Below are 15,771 nucleotides of genomic sequence, written 5' to 3' on the forward strand. Positions count from 1 at the left end.
CCCGGCCCCTACGTTATGGGTGTGTCTGAGACGGTCACCGGTGCGCTTATCAAGAGTTCACATCTGATCGCACCGCTACTCACAGAGGCGCCGGCTGCGAGCGTATGCATTTGCTGCGGAGCTCGACGCTTGCCCAACGGCGACATGCCGTGCGAACACTGAGGAGCCACATGAACGATCTCGTCCGCCGTGATGTCGAGCTGACCATGTCGAGCCGTGAAATTGCGGAACTGGTTGAGTCTCGCCATGACACCGTAAAACTCTCGATCGAACGCTTGGCAGATAAGGGCGTGATTGCTTTTACGCCAGTGGCGGAAAAGTCCTCCGGCGGTCGCCCAGGAGTCGAGTACCACGTCAACAAGCGCGACAGCTACGTGATCGTCGCTCAGTTGTCGCCGGAGTTCTGCGCCCGCTTGGTCGATCGGTGGCAAGAACTGGAAGCGCGGGCAGTCGCTCCGCAGGTTCCACGCACGTTTGTAGAAGCGCTGCGCCTCGCTGCCAATCAGGCGGAACTACTTGAGCAGCAGCGTCCAGCGGTTGAGTTTGCCCAGGCAGTTCGCAATACCTCCGACGCCGTGAGCATTGGGGACTTCGCGCGGGTTCTGGGGCATGGCCAGAACACATTCTTTCGCATGCTACGCGCCGACAACCTGCTGATGGAGGGCAATCGCCCGTATCAGATCTACATCGACCGTGGCTACTTCCGTGTGGTCGAGAACATCTGGCGCGATTCTGCTGGTGAGGCACACCCGACGTTCAAAACCCTCGTCACGGGCAAAGGGCAGGTCTTCCTGCAACGCAAGTACGGCAAGGAGGCCGCAGTCGCATGAGCACGAAACAAATGCCATGGTTCCGTATGTACACGGACTTCCTCAATGATCCGAAGATGATAACGCTGGCCTTTGAGGATCAGCGCCATTTCATCGGTCTCCTCGCCCTGAAGGGTGACGGCACTCTGGACAATAAATGCGCGCCTGATCTACTCAATCGCATCGTTGCGCAACGTCTGTGGGTCGACTTTGCCATCGTCGGCGAGATCAAGAAGCGCTTGATGACCGTCGGCCTGATCGATGCGAACTGGCAGCCCGCGGCTTGGGACAAGCGTCAGATGCGCTCAGATTCGAGCACTGAGCGCGTGCGCGCACACCGCAACAAGACGAAACAGGATGGTAACGGTGATGAAACGTTACAGAAACGTTCCGGTAACGGCCTAGATACAGATACAGATACAGATACAGATACAGAAGAAGAGAAGAAGAAAGACAAAACGCACTCGCGCAAGCGCGGTGCTGGTGTGTCGGGTGGGGATGAGGTGGCTAAGCCGCTGAGTGAGAAGGATCTGATCGCCGAAGGCGTCGACAAGCAGCACGCCAAGGACTGGCTGACGATCCGCAAGGTGAAACGCCTGCCGCTCACGCAGACGGCTTGGGATGACATCAAGCTGGAGGCCGACAAGGCCGGAATGACGCCGGCGCAGGCAGTGGAGTGCGCCGCCAAGGCGGGGTGGGCCGGGTTCAAAGGCAGTTGGATGCAAAACGCCGGCGCCGACTTGCGAGCCACTCAGGGCGGCCAGTCCGCGCACAGCGGGTTCGAGAACCGCGACTACGGAACCGGGGGGCGGCTGTGATCCGTATCGGCGAGGGAGTCGGGCTCCACAACCCACCGCTTGAGCGTGCAGCACTTTGCGACGTGCATGGCGAGTATGTCGCCCGCTGTTTCATTGGCAAGGTCTGGCTTGGCTGCCCGGCATGCTCTACGGAGCGTGAGGAGCGCGAGAGTGCCGAAGCCGAAGCGAAGGCTCGCGCCGATCGGCTGCATGCTTGGCAGAGAAAGATTGGCGACTCGGGCATTCCGGAGCGGTTCCACGACCGCCGCTTGAGTACGTATCGCGTCGATGTCGCCGGGCAACGGACGGCGCTTGAGTTCGCCGAGGATTACGCAGCGAACTTCGGCGAGGTGCTGCGTACTGGTCGCTGCGCGATTTTCATCGGCAAGCGCGGCACGGGCAAAACGCATCTGGCGGCCGGCATCGGCCTGCACATCATGGAGCGCGACAACCGGTCGGTGTATTTCACAACCGTTCTTCGCGCCATTCGCGGCGTCAAGGATACGTGGACGCGTGGAAGCACCGTGAGTGAGTCCCAGGCGATCGCGGCCTTGGTGTTCCCGGACCTGCTCATCCTCGACGAGGTAGGCGTGCAATTTGGGTCCGAGGTCGAAAAGACCATCCTCTTCGACATCATGAACGAGCGCTATGAGAAGCGTCGCCCGACGATCCTTCTTTCGAACCTGCCCCCGAAGGAAGTAGAGCAATACCTCGGTGAGCGCGTCTACGACCGTCTGCGTGAGGATGGCGGGCGCGCCATTGTGTTCGATTGGGAAAGCGAGCGGGGCAAGGTCTCAGCGTGACGCCGACCGAGTGCTGGCGGCGCTTCGAGGAAGCGGCGAGGGCGGCGCTGGCAGGACAGGGCAACGTGGCGAGGGGCTATCTCGCGGCAGTGCGGCGGCGCTGCGGTGACGCAGTGGCGGTTCGGCAGGAAAAGGAACTGAGGGCGTATATCGCCCACCTACGCGGAGTGCGGAAGTGAAGAGAAAGGGCCTGACGTTTCCGGAAAGCGCAATAAGCAAGGGCTGTGTGGGCACGGCGCGTATCCGAGCGCAAATCGGGGCGACCGCGGTTGCTTTGGAATCGACCGGCCCTGCCCCGTTGACAGCGCCGCTTGTTGCTATGGCGGCCAAGAAGCCGTCTAAGTATCGGAACGAGAAATGCGTCGTGGACGGCATCAAGTTCGACAGTCGAAAGGAGGCGCGGCGATGGCAACAACTGGTGCTCATGCGGGATGCAGGAGAGATCACTGACCTGGAGCGGCAAGTCGTTTACGTGCTGGCGCCGGCAGTCCGGATCAATGGTCGATTGGCCCCTCCACTGCGCTATATCGCCGACTTCGTTTATGAGCGTGGCGACAAAACCATCGTCGAAGACGTCAAGGGGATGATCACTCCCGAGTATCGAATCAAACGCCATCTGATGGCGGTGAAGGGCCTGAGCATCGTGGAGATCAAATGAAACGCACCATTCTCGAAAGCATGGATAAGGGCATTTGGTACGCCTACGAAACGCTTGCTGGCATGAGTGGCTTTTCGCGCTGGGCGGTAGCGAAGGCATGTCGTGAACTGGTTGCCGATGGGGTTCTCGAATGTGACTTTCACAACCACAAAAAGCGAGTGCGTTTGGCTATGCGTCGCATGGTGGCCAAGGCACCCACCTATGAGTGCACGCCTACCGTAGCTGGCCCGCGCTACGCGCCGAAGTGGACGCCACTCAAATCGTATGCGGCATATTTCGATTCTCACAAGGCTCTGTGCGAGGTGGCGCGATGAGTCTGCTGAGAAAGAAACCGCTGCGCTCGGCGACCCCGCTTAAGCGCTCGCCTTTCAAGTCGAAACCTCGCAAGCGAGCAAAGAAAGCCGAGCGCGAGCACATGGGCGTCATCGCGGGCCTGTGTTGCATCGTTTGCCGGAACCTTGGGTATGGAGAGAGTCCGGCTGAAGTTCACCATGTGCGATATCTGGCCGGAGGTGGGCAGAGATCGGCCCATACCGACACGATTCCATTGTGCCCCATGCACCATCGTGAGGGTGGATACGGCATTGCGTTTCATGCTGGCCCTGCCGAGTTCCAGCGGCGATACGGCACAGAGGCTGCATTGCTTGCGCAAACAAGGTTCGAAACTGCGCACCGAATATTCGCAAGTGTAGCGCCGGAGGTGGCCTGATGGCGGCGCTACCTTCGTATTTGTATCGGGATCCGGCGAAAGTTATTGAAATTGAGGAGAGCAAAACATGCAAGGGCTGCTTACACAAGCTGACGCTATGGGGATTGGAGTATTGCGCCAAGGAGCAGACCAAGCCGGGCGCCAAGAACATGCGCCGATGCAAGCTGTACGAGGAACAGCGATGACCACGAAACGCGACCTCGGCGCACTTTGCGAGGACTGGGCGGCCTGGCACCGCACGCGCCGAATCTTCGCCCCGCCCATGCCGAGCGGCCTGCTCGCCGGGATGCAGCCCCGCAAGGTCGGCCCTGAGCCGGATGCGATCTGCTCGTCGATGCTGAGCTTCTTCAACCTCGCAGTCCTGTCGCTGCCCGAGAGTCCGGAGAAGGAAGCGCTGTACCTGTTCTACATCCACCGCGTTTCTCACATCAAGCGGGTGGCCTCGGCGCTGGGGATCTCGCGCGATGCGTTTTACAAGCGTGTGGAGAGTGGTCGTTCGCAAGCGTATCGAGCATATTGCCGAATGGTCGAAAGTGTATAGCGCCACGCTATACATCTTCGAGCTATACAAATTCGGCAAAAAACGTATCATTTCGGAAAGGCTGAATCAGTGCCTCCAAAGCCCGCGACGGTGAGAACCTCGCGGGCTTTTCTGTCAAGTGACTGCAAGTTCGAGATCTCGACCGAGCGAAGCCAAGGCTTCCTCGATGCGATCAATCTTCGTTGTATGGCTCAGATCAATAAGGCGATTCACTTCCTGTTTCGTCGTGTTAAGGCGGCGTGCCAGCTCGATGGGCTGAATTTTCTGCGCGAGCATCTCGTTCAGGAGCAGGATTTTTGCTGACACGCTCGCGGGAAGCGAGATGAGTCGCTCGCTCTTGAGTGCCTTCGACGGACTAGGCACGGGGCGTTTATCGTCAAAGTAGAAGTCCATTGACGTGAGCAATGCGTCAGCCGCCATTTGCATGGCTTCTTCCTCTGTATCGCCTTGCGTGATGGCTTCTGGGATGTCGCGGAAGGTAACCACGAAGCCACCGGCCTCGTGGTCAGGCTCAAACGTTGCAGGATATTTCATTGCAGGCCCTCGGTTGTGGGTGCGGTGAAGCATGCGGACAAGCCCCTTTCGGGGCTGCCCTCATTTAAGGTTGAGCTGCTTTTTGATCCCTTCGACTGTACCTTTCTTTATTTCGGTATGCCTCGGGATCACCGTTTGCTTGCCGTGTAGGTAGACTTTCGTGTGGCTGCTGCCCTCCTTGAAAGTCGCGCCTTGTTCGGCGAGCCACCGGACCAACTCATTTCGCTTCACCGCACCTCCGTTGTTTGTGTTGATGTGTCTATAGTAATCAAAAATGTTTACCAATGCAATGTCTTTTGGTAAATGTTTTTGATTACTTTGCCGGGTTTTGGTTGTCTCCTCCTCGACGTAAGTCGTTTGCCCGCCCCGCTTCCGCGGACGCGGGAATTTCCTTTTCAGAGTTCACATGGCGCGTCCTTCAAAGAGCATCGATGCTGACGCCTTGTTGGGGGAGATTGCGTTCATTCGATCCGCCATCTGGCACAACGGGAATCGCAGCGTCGCCGCCTTGGTGACAGCGGCAACCACGGACGCGGCGCTTCTGCCCGTCGGGGCGCTAGCTCTTGTTTCCCTAACCGCGTTTCCTGCCGGTGCCTCCTCGCGAATGCTCGTGGACATTCCGCTTTATCCGCGTCCACCTGTCGAGGGTGTGCTTCCGGCCGCATGGCTTAAGCGGGCGCGAACCTAGCAATGCTCAGCTTAAATGTGCGATCCGACGTTCGAGACATCTCCGCGGATTTATCGAGATATCTTGGGGCCGAGAAAAAAGCAGTTGTTAGGGCGTTGAACAAGACTGCTGTCCAAGCCCGCACCGAGGCGTCAAAGGAAGTCCGTGCTGTTGGCTACAACATCAAGGCCAGCGCAATCAAGAAGTCGTTCTCGATCAAGCGAGCAACGGCCGCAAATCTTGTTGTGACGTTGAAGGCGACTGGCCGACCGATTGGCTTGATCAACTACGGCGCGCGGCAAGGCAAGGGCGGCGTAAGCGTTCAGGTGAAGTCAGGCAGAAAGGTGCTAAAGCACGCGTTCATCGCGAACATGCCCAATGGTCACCGAGGTGTGTTTGAGCGAACTGGTCGAGCGCACAAGAAGGTTGTACGCAACGGAAGGGTGATGCGATCTGGTTTGCCGATCAAGGAGTTATTCGGTCCTTCGATACCGCAGTCGCTCGCGAACGATGCCGTCGAGAAAGCGGTGATGGCAAAGATACGGCAGAAATTCCCTCAGATCCTGCGGCACGAGTTGGCCTTTGTAGCTAGCCGCCGACGGTGACTCTATAACTCCCATGATGAGGCGCCCAATCGGGCGCTTTTTCTTTTTGAGTATGGCGCTGATCAAACTGACTGGAAAGTACGCGACGGGGCCGCATTCACACGCGATTGTTGACGACGACATGCTCGACTTTCTATCGCAATGGCGATGGAAGGCAAAGCCGAACGGTGGTGGGAATAACGTCTATGCGGTGCGCAATGCGCGTGTCGACGGTAGATGCGTGACTGTCCGAATGCATCGAGTGATCGCCGGAATGGGGAGGAACGATCCGCTTGAAATTGATCATGACAATCACAACTCGCTGGACAATCGTCGCGAAAATTTGATACCGGCCACTCGCAGCGAGAACGCTTTGAATGCGCGCCGCGTCGAGCAAATCGGTACGTGTGTGCATTGCGGTGTTGAGATTAAACGGACCATTAGCGCGTGTGCTTCAGGTAATCGGATGATGTGCGTGGTGTGCAAAGCTGAGGCAGGCACCCCCGCCAAACGCTGCGCTGTTTTTTTTACGAGATGCAAACATTGCGATGCACATCTCACAGCACGCCGCTGCGCCCGCGAGTTCTGTAACGACACTTGTCGATGCCGGTTTCGCTCGGCCGCTGGATATGTGCGACCGCACAGGGGAAGGATTGATGTGGACTCTCCCAGGGTAGACCAACCGACCATGGCGGCGCACCAAAATGGCGCGGGTCCTCCTTTGGATAAAGCGAACGGGCGGGAGCGAAGACTCGCGGAATTCGCCCAGCGCTGAGTTTTGAAATTTGGGTAACAGGTAACAGATCCATACATGAATCAGAGCGAGTTCGCCGCACTCCATAACGTCAGCCGGAAGACGGTGACGAAGTGGAAGGAGCGCGGCTGGCTTGTGTTTGCGGGCGATGACATCAATGTCGATCAGTCGAATGCACTTCTAAAAAGATACCGCCGCGACGGGATTTCGGTTGTTACCCAAAGTGTTACCCAAGCACCCAAGGGTAACAAACGCAAGCCTGTTACCCAGGCGGCGGCAGAGGTAACACTCGAAGCTGGAGAGAACGCGGGCGAGGCGGCGAATCGAATCTTGAATGGCAACGTGGAGTTGCTCGACTTCGATGAAGCGCGCTGCTTCAAAGAGAACTATCTCGGCCTGATGGCCAAGCTCGAATACGAAAGGAAATCCGGTTCACTCGTGGAACTGGATACCGCAACTGCAATCCTCTTTGAGGAGTTCCGGGCACAGCGCGATGCGTGGCTTAACTGGCCGACCAGGGTGGGGCCGATATTGGCGGCCGATCTGGGCGTCGAGGCCGACCGAGTTGTTGAGGTCCTAACTGCGCATGTCCACAAGCAAATCGCCCAGCTCGGCGAGCCTGAAGCCAATTTCTCAGAGCGGGAAGGCTGACAGGCTTCGTGCATCCGTCCGTCGCGCGTGGACGCCCCCACCACGCATTAGCGTTCCGGCATGGGCGGACAAGTATAGAAAGCTCGCAAAGGAAGCCGGAAGCACGTCGGGGAATTGGGAGACTTCGACCGTCGAAGTCGCGCGTGGTCCCATGCTTGCGGTGACCGAACCCGGCGTTCACGTCGTAACGACGATGGTGAGTACGCAGTTGCTGAAGACGGCGTTGCTTGAAAACGTCTTCGGGTATTTCGCGCATCTCGATCCTTGCCCCATATTGCTTCTTCAGCCCAAAGAGGATGCGGCAGAGCAGTTCAGTAAGGAGCGTATCAGTCCGTTGATTCGGGTGACGCCCGCCCTTCGTGAGTTGGTCGGTACGAGCAAGACGAGAAATGCTGACGAAACGTTGCTATTCAAAGCGTTTCCGGGCGGTTTTCTCGCGCTGGCAGGGGCTGGTAGCCCCGACAACCTAGCCCGGCGTCCCGTTCGAGTCATCCTCGCAGACGAGGTGGACAAGTATCCGGTGACCCGGGAGGGTGAGCCTATTGCGCTTGCAGAAGAGCGCACGGCTACGTTCGGTGTCAACTGGTTGTCGATCCGTGCATGCTCTCCGACTGTCGAAGACGAGAGCCGAATCGAGGCTAGCTATAAGGAGTCGGACCAGCGCCGTGCATCGATCGCGTGTCCTCACTGCGGGCATCGCATGTTTCCCGATTTCTTCAAACACGTTGATTGGGACAAGCGTCGGGACGAGAGCGGTAACGTTATCGAACACCTCCCGAAGACGGCGCGGATATCTTGCGAGTCGTGTGGACAGGTATGGTCAGAAGGGGACCGGCTTCGAGCATTGCAGACCGTGCGCTGGCACCAGACGAAGGCGTTCGAGTGTTGCGGTGCACATCACGTGCCACTTGCAGATTATGAGCGCGCTTGGCGTGGTCCAGAAGACTCACGTGAGTCTTCTGCCGATGTTGCCATTTCTCAAGTCTGGGATTGGTGGGAAAGCGACCGCCACGCGGTGTATCGCGCCAAGTGCCCAGAGTGTGGAGGGTGGAAGGTCGACAACGAGCATGCCGGATTTCAGGCAAGCAAGCTTTATAGCCCGTGGCAGAAAGATAAGCCGGCCGATATCGCGGCGAAGTGGCTGAAGGCTGACGGCGACGAAGAAAAAAAGCAGACCTGGTGGAACACGCAGGCAGGCATGCCGTATCGCCCGAACTCGGGCAAGGTGTTGCGCCTTGAGGCGCTCGTCGCCCGCGGCGAACGTTGGGCAGCGCAAGTGCCGGACGGAGTTGCGGTCGTCACCGTGGGAGTTGACGTTCAGGACTATCGATTTGAGATTGAAGTCGTTGGCTGGGGTAGAAACGAGGAAAGCTGGTCGATCGATTACGAAGTCATCGAGGGTGACCTCGAAACCCCGGGTCCATGGGAACAACTCGATGAATATCTCGACCGGATATGGCATCGAGCTGACGGGCGACCCTTCGAAGCAATGGCGGTTTGCATCGACTCGGGCGGCCACCACACCCAGAAGGTCTACGAATTTTCCAAAGCGCGGCTCGGTCGCCGGATCTGGGCCATCAAGGGTGAATCTGCTGTAAGCGGCAAGCGAAATCCCGTTTGGCCAGTCAAGAAGCCCTCTCGGCGAACGAAGGCATCGTTCCGGCCGGTGATTCTTGGCGTGAACACGGCTAAAGACACGGTCCGAAATCGGCTTCACGTTGAAGAGCCTGGGCCAGGGTTCATGCACTTCCCGAAGGACCGAGATATTGGCTACTTCGAGCAACTCACGTCGGAACGGTCCGTTGTTAAGGTCTCAGGTGGGCAGAAGTATCGCGTGTGGGAGCTGCCGTCGGGGCGCGCGAATGAAGCTCTCGATTGCCGAGTGTATGCCTATGGCGCCCTCTGTGGCTTGACGCACCTCGGCTTGAAACTGAACCGCCGAGCAGACTTGGTGGCGCAGCCGCTTGATCATGTGGCGTTGCCGCAGGTTTCGCTTCCGACCATCGAACGACCGACTCAGACGACGGTTGTTCCTGTTGAAACTGAACTTCCTCGTAGGAGGCTTACGGGGCGACTAGCGTAGGAATGAAATGGCTATCACCGATGGAATGAGCGCGACTGACATGCAGTCGAGGCTGGCGGCCTTGCAGGCAGCCTACTTCGATCTGTCGTCAGGCTCAAAGATTGTGACGGCCACCTACAACCAGGGCGACGGAACAAAATCGGTCACGTATCAACAGGCCGATTTGACGGCAATGTACCGAAGCATCCTGATGCTCCAGAAGGCACTCGGGATCATCACCCACTATCCGCGCGCACGAAGACCTTACTTCTAATGTCATCACTTATCGTCGACACATCGGGCAGGCCCTTCGGGGATTTGCCAAGCGGCGGGCGCGCGCGGGCCGAGGGAGGGTGGGGTGGACCTGGAATTACACAACCGCCGTACTCAAGTCTGTTTCCCTACGACGCGTCGAATGTCCAAACGCAGGAAATGGGGCAATGGTTTCCGCAGATCCGCTCCCCGGATTCGGAGATCAACCAGCATCGAGATCGAATGGTCTCGCGTTCTCGGGATCTGGCTCGGAACGATGGTTGGGCCCACGGCGGCATCAGTCGCATCCTCGACAACACGGTCGGCGCGCACCTCCGCCTGTCGTCCGGCCCCGATTGGCGGCTTCTTCGACGCTTCAACAAGAGCTTCGATGCGCAGTGGGCCGACGAATTCGGAAAGGCGGTTGAGGCTTTGTGGCGCGGATACTCGGAGGATTTGGGCCACTACAACGACCTGACGCGACAGCTTACCGTCTCGCAACAGATGCGGCTCGGATTGCGGCATAAGCTGGTCGATGGCGAGGATCTCTTCGTCGCCTATTGGAAGCCCGAGCGCGTTGGCCGTGGCGGCGCTCAGTACGCAACGACGTTTCTGGTTGTCGATCCGGATCGCCTTTCGAACCCGAATCAAATGGTCGACACGAAGTACATGCGCGGCGGTGTGGAGATTGACGACGACGGAGTCCCGGTTGCCTACCACATCCGAAAGGCCCATCAGAACGATTGGTACAACGCAGCGGAGTCGATGGTTTGGGAGCGGGTCGAGCGCGAAGACGAAGATGGCTGGCGCCGTGTAATTCACGACTTCGAACGTGATCGTGCCGGACAGAACCGAGGCATCGGTGTGTTCACGCCGGTCTTGGCCCACATGAAGATGTTGGCGCGGTATTACGGCGTCGAGCTTCAGGCAGCAACGGTCGCGACGATTTTCGGAACGTACGTGACCAGTCCGTATGACCCGGCAATGATCGAGGCGGCGATGGATTCCGATCGCGGCGATCATGAGATGGGCTTCTATCAGGACCTCCGCGCCGACTGGGCTAAGGAACGCCCCGCAATGCTCAATGGCGTACGAGTGCCGACACTCGCGCCTGGCGAAGAAATCAAGCAGGTCGCAGCCGCGCATCCTCATGACGGGTTCGAGGATTTCGCGCACGAGATGCTGCGGTCCGTAGCGGCCGCACTTGGGGTCTCGGCTGAGCAAATCACTCAGGACTGGAGCAAGACCAACTATTCGAGCGCTCGCGCGGCGCTACTTGAGAGTTGGAAGACGCTGAGTCGGCGTAGTGCGGAGTTCAAGATCGGGACGGCTACACCATTGTTTGCTGCATGGCTTCGCGAGCCGATGGAGCGCGGCGATCTCGATGACGTTCTGCCGCGAAATGCACCGGACTTTATCGAGGCGGCCACGGCATATGCGCGATGCGATTGGCTTGGTGTGGCACGCGGTTGGGTTGACCCGGTCAAGGAGAAGCAGGGCGCAGTTCTCGGGATGGACGCCGGTCTATCGACTCTTAAGCGAGAGTGTGCGGAGCAGGGCTTGGACTGGGAGGAGGTGCTGGCACAACGGGCGCTGGAAATCTCGGCGATGGAGCGACTCGGGATTCCACTTCCTAAGTGGACTGGAGCCTCACCTGCGGAGCAAGCGGCAACACCTGAAGAGGTACCCGAACCACAATGAAAAGCTACCCATTTGCAGCGGCACGGATTTTTGATGTTCCACTCGCTATTCATCCAGCGAAGGGGCAAGTGATCGCCAAGGCGCTTGCGAGCCGGTTCGGTATCTCGGATGTCGAATTCGCCGGAGGCACTCCGGCTGTTGTCACGCCGATGGCCTACGACGAGTGGGACGATGGCCCAAGTGCATCCGGTTCGGATGCGCCGTACGACCTCGCTCAAGGTGTGGCGATCATCGATGTGTCTGGCACGCTTGTGCAGAAGAGCAGCAACTTGCGGCCATATTCCGGAATGCTCGGATACAACGCTATTCGCCACAATTTCATCGAGGCCCTGAACGACAAGGATGTTCGGGCAATTGTGTTGTCGATCGATTCACCGGGTGGCGAAGTTGCTGGTTGCTTTGACCTGGCGGATCTGATTTACGAGTCGCGTAGCGTCAAGCCAACCCTCGCCATACTCAGTGAATCGGCGTTCAGTGCTGCATATGCTCTCGCAAGCGCGTGTGAGCAAATCACAGTCCCCCGCACTGGTGGCACAGGTTCAGTTGGCGTGATTTGCATGCACATCGACCAGTCGAAAGCGATTGATCGAGCGGGTCTGGCGGTGACCATCATCAAGTATGGCGACCGTAAGGCGGATGGCAACCAATTCAACCCCCTGACGAAGGAGGCGCTGGAGCGCTTCCAGGCGGATGTCGACGAGATGGGAGAGCTGTTCGTCTCCACGGTCGCCCGTAATCGTAAGTTGTCTGTGGACGAAGTCCGGAAGACACAGGCAACAACGTTCCTCGGCGCCGCTGGCGTTGAGGTCGGCTTCGCCGACGCCGTGATGGCACCGGATGAGGCGTTCCGATCCCTGCTCGCTGAGCTGGGCTGACATTCCCAAACCCCATGAGGTTTCAAGTATGACTATTCGCTCCCTCGCGGCGCGCGGGCTTTCGTTTGCCCATCTCGCCGGCCTTGCATCGCGTTCCGCACGTGCGGAAGACGACAAACATGAAGACGACGAAACGAAGAATGGACGTCGCGCGGATGACGAAAGTCCTGACGAGCAGGACCGTGAAAACGGTGATGGCACGAAAGGAAAGAAGGGCAAACGGGCTGAAGACCGCGAGGACGATCCGGATGCGGAAGACGACGAGATGGACGATTCCAGCAAGGGCAAGAAGGGGAAGCGCGCCGAAGATGACGACGAGCGTGAGCCGGACGCCGAAGACGAAGATGACACGGACCCCGACGCCGAAGATGACGACGGCGAAATGCGCGGAAAGAGCGCCGTTGCCCGAGCGCGCCGCCGCGAACAGGCGCGGTGTGCCGCCATCATGGGGTCGAAAGCAGCGGGCCGTAATGTCGAATTGGCGGCGAATCTCGCTTTCAAAACGCGCATGACACGTCAAGAAGCGTTGGCAGTGTTGCGCAGTTCGCCAGCCGCAAGTTCGGTGAATCAATCGCGCGCCGCGCGGAATCCGAATCTCGGGGCCGGAGGCGAAATGCAGCGCAGTTCCGCACATGCCGCCAGTTCGGGGTGGGATCGAGCGTTTTCGAAGGTCACGGGCAAGCGCGCATAACCAGTTCATCTTCTCAAAGGATCTCTGATCATGAGTTACGTTTCTCGCTCGCCTCTTGTCGAGGCATGGCATCCCGGTGGTTTCCTTGTGTCGCAACCTCGTGGTCACCGTCATATCGATCGCGGTACCTTCTCCGGTGCTGTCAAGGTGCTTCCGGGCACTGTCATGGGCAAACAGACCGTCGGCACCGTGGCCGCCGCAGCACCCCTCGGAACTAATGCAGGCAACGGTACTTTCGGAACGATCACCGTAGGTGCGGCCACCGCCGGTGCCTATACGGTCGAATTCGACGATGCCACCCACTTTGTTGTCTCCGATCCGACAGGCAAAGAGGTCGGGCACGGTACGGCAGGTGCAGCTTTCAACGCTGGTGGGCTCGGTTTTACCATCACGGCCGGCGGCACGGCGTTCGCGCCGGGTGACAGCTTCACTGTTACCGTGGCCGCGGGCGCAGGCAAGTGGGTTCCGTGCACGAAGACAGCGACGGACGGTTCACAGGTCGCGGCAGGCATTTCGTTCGGCTTGGTCGATGCGACGCTCAACGACACGCCGGGGGCTTTGGTGGTGCGCGACTGCGAAGTGAACAGCTCAGAGTTGGTCTGGGATGCTTCGATGGACGCGCCCGCTCAAGCGGTGGCGCTCGCGCAGCTTCTCACGCTGAAGATCATCCCGCGCTAACCCCAAACCTCGACACGAACAGACAGGCCGCCTCCGGGCGGCTTTTTCATTTCCGAAGGAGCCGTTCAGATGGCATCTCTTGATATTTTCAACCAGGACCCGTTTTCTACGGTCACGCTGACCGCCGCGGTCGACAAGTTTCCGCATCAGCCGCAGACGCTGGGCGAACTGAACATCTTCGACGACGACCCCATTCGTACGACGGCGCTCGTGGTCGAACAGCGCCAAGGCCAGTTGATCGTTGTGCCGCTGAGTGAGCGTGGCGAGGAAGGCAAGCAACGCACGACCGAACAGCGTCAGGCGCGCTACTTCGACGTGCCGCGTCTGCGTCACTCGGACACAATTTACGCGAACGAGCTGCAAAACATTCGGGCTTTCGGCACCGAGTCAGAACTGATGCAGGTGCAGGATGAAGTGGCGCGTCGTCTCGCGGGCCCGACGGGTCTCCTGAAAAACATCGAGTACACCTGGGAGTTCCAGCGACTTGCAGCCGTGCAAGGTCTCTTTACGGACTACGACGGCACGGTGCGCTACAACTGGTTCCAGGAGTTCGGCATCACGCAGGCGACCGAAGTGGGTTTCAATCTCTCGGCCGGAGCGCCGAACTCGCTGCGTCCGATCTGTAACCAGATTACCCGCTCGATGGCGCGTAAAGCGCAGGGCGCGTTCACGCCCTCGACGAGAATCTTCGCGTTGTGCGGCGACGCGTTCTACGACGCGTTCGTGAATCATCCGGATGTCATCCGGACGTTCGTGAACTGGAGCGACGCGACCGAGATCCGCAGCGGGAGTGCCGGCGGCGCTTTTAAAGCGTTCGAGTTTGGCGGCATCACTTGGCTGAACTATCGCGGCTCGGACGACAACACGAGCATCAAGATTCCCGACGACAAGGTCAAGTTCTTCCCGGTCGGCGCCCCCGGCATCTTTCGCCGCGCCTTGGCTCCTGGCGAGTCGTTCCAATGGGTCAACACACCCGGCAAGCCGGTGTATGTGGTGCCGATCATGGATCGTGACCGCAACGAGTGGTGGAAGATGGAGGTGTCGAGCTACCCGCTTCACATCTGCACGCGCCCGGAGGTGTTGTTCAGCGGACGTTCGGAGGCTTAAGTGCCCATCAATTGGGACGCCGAGGTTCTCGGCCCATTGTTAGGCGTGTTCGGCGAGCCCGTGCAGTACCGGCCGCGCGTCGGAAATCCGCTGACGATCAACGGGGTGTTTGATGACGCGTACCAGAAGGAAATGCTCTTCAGCGACGCATCAAGCGAGATCACGACAGTGCAGGCTGTTCTCGGTGTCCAGTTGTCGCAGTTTGGTGTGCCTCCCGCCCAGAACGATCAGCTGACGGTCGTTCGCACGGGCGGCGTTTACGTCGTGAAAGATGTCCGAGTCGACAGTCGCGGTGGCGCGAAACTGATTCTGAGCAGGATGGGAGCGTCATGACTACCTCGGCGGACATTCGCGCCAAGTTCGTCGAGGCCCTAAAAGGCTCGACAGACGCCGGCGACCTTGTATTTTCCCCTTTCGATTGGCCGACGATGGGGGGGGCATATCCCTGCGTCTTAGTGCGCGCCCCGAAAGAGCGGAAGGAATCCCATGGGCCGTTTCAGCCTGGATACGACGTTTATGCGACCTTGCAGGTAATTGCTCGGACCGTGTCGCCAGCGTTGATTGGTGATGAGGGATCGGTAGTCGCTTTGGCCGCCGCTGAGCGGCTGAAAGCTCAGATTGAGGTGGCGCTGATCAACAATCCGCTCATCTGGAATAGTGCAGACGGTGGCGCACTCATTGAGCAATTTGTTTCGATCGATTCGGAGATATCGTCGTCGTCCGAGGGCGAGATGCCGACGGCCGAGTTGGTTATGCATATCGAGGTCAAGTTTTATCAGGGCCCGGAAGACTTTTTCCCGATCCCGACTGTGCCGATCAACGAAGTGCAGATCGCCGTGGCCGTCGCTGATGGCACGCCTCAGCCAGGAATCATCATCAACCCGCAACAGTAAGGAGC

21 protein-coding genes are annotated in these 15,771 nt (G+C 58.8%); 19 read left to right on the forward strand and 2 right to left on the reverse strand.

Annotated elements, in window-relative coordinates:
- The first annotated feature begins 170 nt into the window (after positions 1-170).
- From CDV46_RS15090 to CDV46_RS15125, 7 genes are all read left to right on the forward strand, one after another.
- Complete coding sequence (locus CDV46_RS15090) at positions 171-830, forward strand: phage antirepressor KilAC domain-containing protein (RefSeq protein ID WP_087723373.1); 660 nt, start codon at positions 171-173, stop codon at positions 828-830.
- A complete protein-coding gene (locus tag CDV46_RS27155; protein ID WP_176399089.1) occupies positions 827-1,627 on the forward strand; it encodes a hypothetical protein in 801 nt (266 codons plus the stop codon). Before CDV46_RS15090 ends, CDV46_RS27155 begins: the two co-directional genes overlap by 4 nt.
- Positions 1,624-2,409 (forward strand): ATP-binding protein, encoded by a 786-nt coding sequence (locus CDV46_RS15095; RefSeq protein WP_176399090.1) that lies wholly within the window; start codon positions 1,624-1,626, stop codon positions 2,407-2,409. The genes CDV46_RS27155 and CDV46_RS15095 overlap by 4 nt, the downstream gene beginning before the upstream one ends.
- Positions 2,410-2,584: 175 nt before the next feature.
- The gene (locus CDV46_RS15105; protein ID WP_254916067.1) at positions 2,585-3,067 is read left to right on the forward strand and encodes a DUF1064 domain-containing protein; all 483 of its coding nucleotides are present in this window, start codon (positions 2,585-2,587) and stop codon (positions 3,065-3,067) included.
- On the forward strand, positions 3,064-3,381 hold the full coding sequence (locus CDV46_RS15110) for a hypothetical protein (protein ID WP_087688060.1): 318 nt from the start codon (positions 3,064-3,066) through the stop codon (positions 3,379-3,381). Before CDV46_RS15105 ends, CDV46_RS15110 begins: the two co-directional genes overlap by 4 nt.
- A 101-nt stretch (positions 3,382-3,482) precedes the next feature.
- Positions 3,483-3,776 carry a Ref family recombination enhancement nuclease gene (locus CDV46_RS27630; protein WP_369597111.1) on the forward strand — a complete coding sequence of 98 codons (294 nt, stop codon included), beginning with the start codon at positions 3,483-3,485 and terminating at the stop codon, positions 3,774-3,776.
- A 181-nt stretch (positions 3,777-3,957) separates the two neighbouring features.
- Positions 3,958-4,317, forward strand: a complete 360-nt coding sequence (locus CDV46_RS15125) for a sigma-70 family RNA polymerase sigma factor (RefSeq protein ID WP_087688057.1) — start codon at positions 3,958-3,960, stop codon at positions 4,315-4,317.
- A gap of 114 nt (positions 4,318-4,431) precedes the next feature.
- Here the strand turns inward: CDV46_RS15125 and CDV46_RS15130 are convergent, their stop codons facing one another.
- Both CDV46_RS15130 and CDV46_RS15135 read right to left on the reverse strand, forming a co-directional pair.
- On the reverse strand, positions 4,432-4,851 hold the full coding sequence (locus CDV46_RS15130; protein WP_087688056.1) for a type II toxin-antitoxin system HicB family antitoxin: 420 nt from the start codon (positions 4,849-4,851) through the stop codon (positions 4,432-4,434).
- Positions 4,852-4,911: 60 nt separating this feature from the next.
- Positions 4,912-5,082: a type II toxin-antitoxin system HicA family toxin gene (locus tag CDV46_RS15135; RefSeq protein ID WP_087723376.1), complete on the reverse strand. Its 171-nt coding sequence runs from the start codon at positions 5,080-5,082 to the stop codon at positions 4,912-4,914.
- Between the two features lie 459 nt (positions 5,083-5,541).
- Between CDV46_RS15135 and CDV46_RS15145 the strand changes: the two genes are divergently transcribed.
- The 12 genes from CDV46_RS15145 (at position 5,542) to CDV46_RS15195 (ending at position 15,766) form a co-directional block, all read left to right on the forward strand.
- A complete protein-coding gene (locus CDV46_RS15145) occupies positions 5,542-6,123 on the forward strand; it encodes a phage tail protein (RefSeq protein ID WP_087723378.1) in 582 nt (193 codons plus the stop codon).
- A gap of 52 nt (positions 6,124-6,175) precedes the next feature.
- Positions 6,176-6,877 carry an HNH endonuclease gene (locus CDV46_RS26840; RefSeq protein WP_140413378.1) on the forward strand — a complete coding sequence of 234 codons (702 nt, stop codon included), beginning with the start codon at positions 6,176-6,178 and terminating at the stop codon, positions 6,875-6,877.
- A 36-nt stretch (positions 6,878-6,913) separates the two neighbouring features.
- Positions 6,914-7,507: a hypothetical protein gene (locus CDV46_RS15150; RefSeq protein ID WP_087723380.1), complete on the forward strand. Its 594-nt coding sequence runs from the start codon at positions 6,914-6,916 to the stop codon at positions 7,505-7,507.
- Positions 7,443-9,590 (forward strand): phage terminase large subunit family protein, encoded by a 2,148-nt coding sequence (locus tag CDV46_RS15155; RefSeq protein ID WP_087723382.1) that lies wholly within the window; start codon positions 7,443-7,445, stop codon positions 9,588-9,590. Before CDV46_RS15150 ends, CDV46_RS15155 begins: the two co-directional genes overlap by 65 nt.
- A gap of 7 nt (positions 9,591-9,597) precedes the next feature.
- Positions 9,598-9,843: a gpW family head-tail joining protein gene (gene gpW, locus CDV46_RS15160; RefSeq protein ID WP_087723384.1), complete on the forward strand. Its 246-nt coding sequence runs from the start codon at positions 9,598-9,600 to the stop codon at positions 9,841-9,843.
- Positions 9,843-11,522, forward strand: coding sequence for a phage portal protein (locus tag CDV46_RS15165; RefSeq protein ID WP_087723386.1), 1,680 nt, complete (start codon positions 9,843-9,845; stop codon positions 11,520-11,522). The genes gpW and CDV46_RS15165 overlap by 1 nt, the downstream gene beginning before the upstream one ends.
- A complete protein-coding gene (locus CDV46_RS15170; RefSeq protein WP_087723388.1) occupies positions 11,519-12,397 on the forward strand; it encodes a S49 family peptidase in 879 nt (292 codons plus the stop codon). The genes CDV46_RS15165 and CDV46_RS15170 overlap by 4 nt, the downstream gene beginning before the upstream one ends.
- Positions 12,360-13,088, forward strand: coding sequence for a hypothetical protein (locus CDV46_RS15175; RefSeq protein ID WP_140413379.1), 729 nt, complete (start codon positions 12,360-12,362; stop codon positions 13,086-13,088). Before CDV46_RS15170 ends, CDV46_RS15175 begins: the two co-directional genes overlap by 38 nt.
- 30 nt (positions 13,089-13,118) lie before the next feature.
- A complete protein-coding gene (locus CDV46_RS15180; protein WP_087723393.1) occupies positions 13,119-13,766 on the forward strand; it encodes a head decoration protein in 648 nt (215 codons plus the stop codon).
- Positions 13,767-13,835: 69 nt separating this feature from the next.
- On the forward strand, positions 13,836-14,873 hold the full coding sequence (locus CDV46_RS15185) for a major capsid protein (protein ID WP_087723395.1): 1,038 nt from the start codon (positions 13,836-13,838) through the stop codon (positions 14,871-14,873).
- A complete protein-coding gene (locus CDV46_RS15190) occupies positions 14,874-15,206 on the forward strand; it encodes a head-tail joining protein (protein WP_087723397.1) in 333 nt (110 codons plus the stop codon). It abuts the gene before it with no gap.
- A complete protein-coding gene (locus CDV46_RS15195) occupies positions 15,203-15,766 on the forward strand; it encodes an ABC transporter permease (protein WP_087723399.1) in 564 nt (187 codons plus the stop codon). Before CDV46_RS15190 ends, CDV46_RS15195 begins: the two co-directional genes overlap by 4 nt.
- The last annotated feature ends 5 nt before the right edge of the window (positions 15,767-15,771 follow it).

The organism is Pandoraea sp. PE-S2T-3, from assembly GCF_002179965.1.
Taxonomy (GTDB): Bacteria; Pseudomonadota; Gammaproteobacteria; order Burkholderiales; family Burkholderiaceae; genus Pandoraea.

Excerpts from the sequence above, each read along its gene's own strand:
- CDV46_RS15090 (WP_087723373.1), top strand. The coding sequence starts at position 171 with ATGAACGATCTCGTCCGCCGTGATGTCGAGCTGACCATGTCGAGCCGT.
- CDV46_RS27155 (WP_176399089.1), top strand. The coding sequence starts at position 827 with ATGAGCACGAAACAAATGCCATGGTTCCGTATGTACACGGACTTCCTC.
- CDV46_RS15110 (WP_087688060.1), top strand. The coding sequence starts at position 3,064 with ATGAAACGCACCATTCTCGAAAGCATGGATAAGGGCATTTGGTACGCC.
- CDV46_RS27630 (WP_369597111.1), top strand. The coding sequence starts at position 3,483 with ATGGGCGTCATCGCGGGCCTGTGTTGCATCGTTTGCCGGAACCTTGGG.
- CDV46_RS15125 (WP_087688057.1), top strand. The coding sequence starts at position 3,958 with ATGACCACGAAACGCGACCTCGGCGCACTTTGCGAGGACTGGGCGGCC.
- CDV46_RS15130 (WP_087688056.1), bottom strand. The coding sequence starts at position 4,851 with ATGAAATATCCTGCAACGTTTGAGCCTGACCACGAGGCCGGTGGCTTC.
- CDV46_RS15145 (WP_087723378.1), top strand. The coding sequence starts at position 5,542 with ATGCTCAGCTTAAATGTGCGATCCGACGTTCGAGACATCTCCGCGGAT.
- CDV46_RS26840 (WP_140413378.1), top strand. The coding sequence starts at position 6,176 with ATGGCGCTGATCAAACTGACTGGAAAGTACGCGACGGGGCCGCATTCA.
- CDV46_RS15150 (WP_087723380.1), top strand. The coding sequence starts at position 6,914 with ATGAATCAGAGCGAGTTCGCCGCACTCCATAACGTCAGCCGGAAGACG.
- CDV46_RS15155 (WP_087723382.1), top strand. The coding sequence starts at position 7,443 with ATGTCCACAAGCAAATCGCCCAGCTCGGCGAGCCTGAAGCCAATTTCT.
- gpW (WP_087723384.1), top strand. The coding sequence starts at position 9,598 with ATGGCTATCACCGATGGAATGAGCGCGACTGACATGCAGTCGAGGCTG.
- CDV46_RS15165 (WP_087723386.1), top strand. The coding sequence starts at position 9,843 with ATGTCATCACTTATCGTCGACACATCGGGCAGGCCCTTCGGGGATTTG.
- CDV46_RS15170 (WP_087723388.1), top strand. The coding sequence starts at position 11,519 with ATGAAAAGCTACCCATTTGCAGCGGCACGGATTTTTGATGTTCCACTC.
- CDV46_RS15175 (WP_140413379.1), top strand. The coding sequence starts at position 12,360 with ATGAGGCGTTCCGATCCCTGCTCGCTGAGCTGGGCTGACATTCCCAAA.
- CDV46_RS15180 (WP_087723393.1), top strand. The coding sequence starts at position 13,119 with ATGAGTTACGTTTCTCGCTCGCCTCTTGTCGAGGCATGGCATCCCGGT.
- CDV46_RS15185 (WP_087723395.1), top strand. The coding sequence starts at position 13,836 with ATGGCATCTCTTGATATTTTCAACCAGGACCCGTTTTCTACGGTCACG.
- CDV46_RS15195 (WP_087723399.1), top strand. The coding sequence starts at position 15,203 with ATGACTACCTCGGCGGACATTCGCGCCAAGTTCGTCGAGGCCCTAAAA.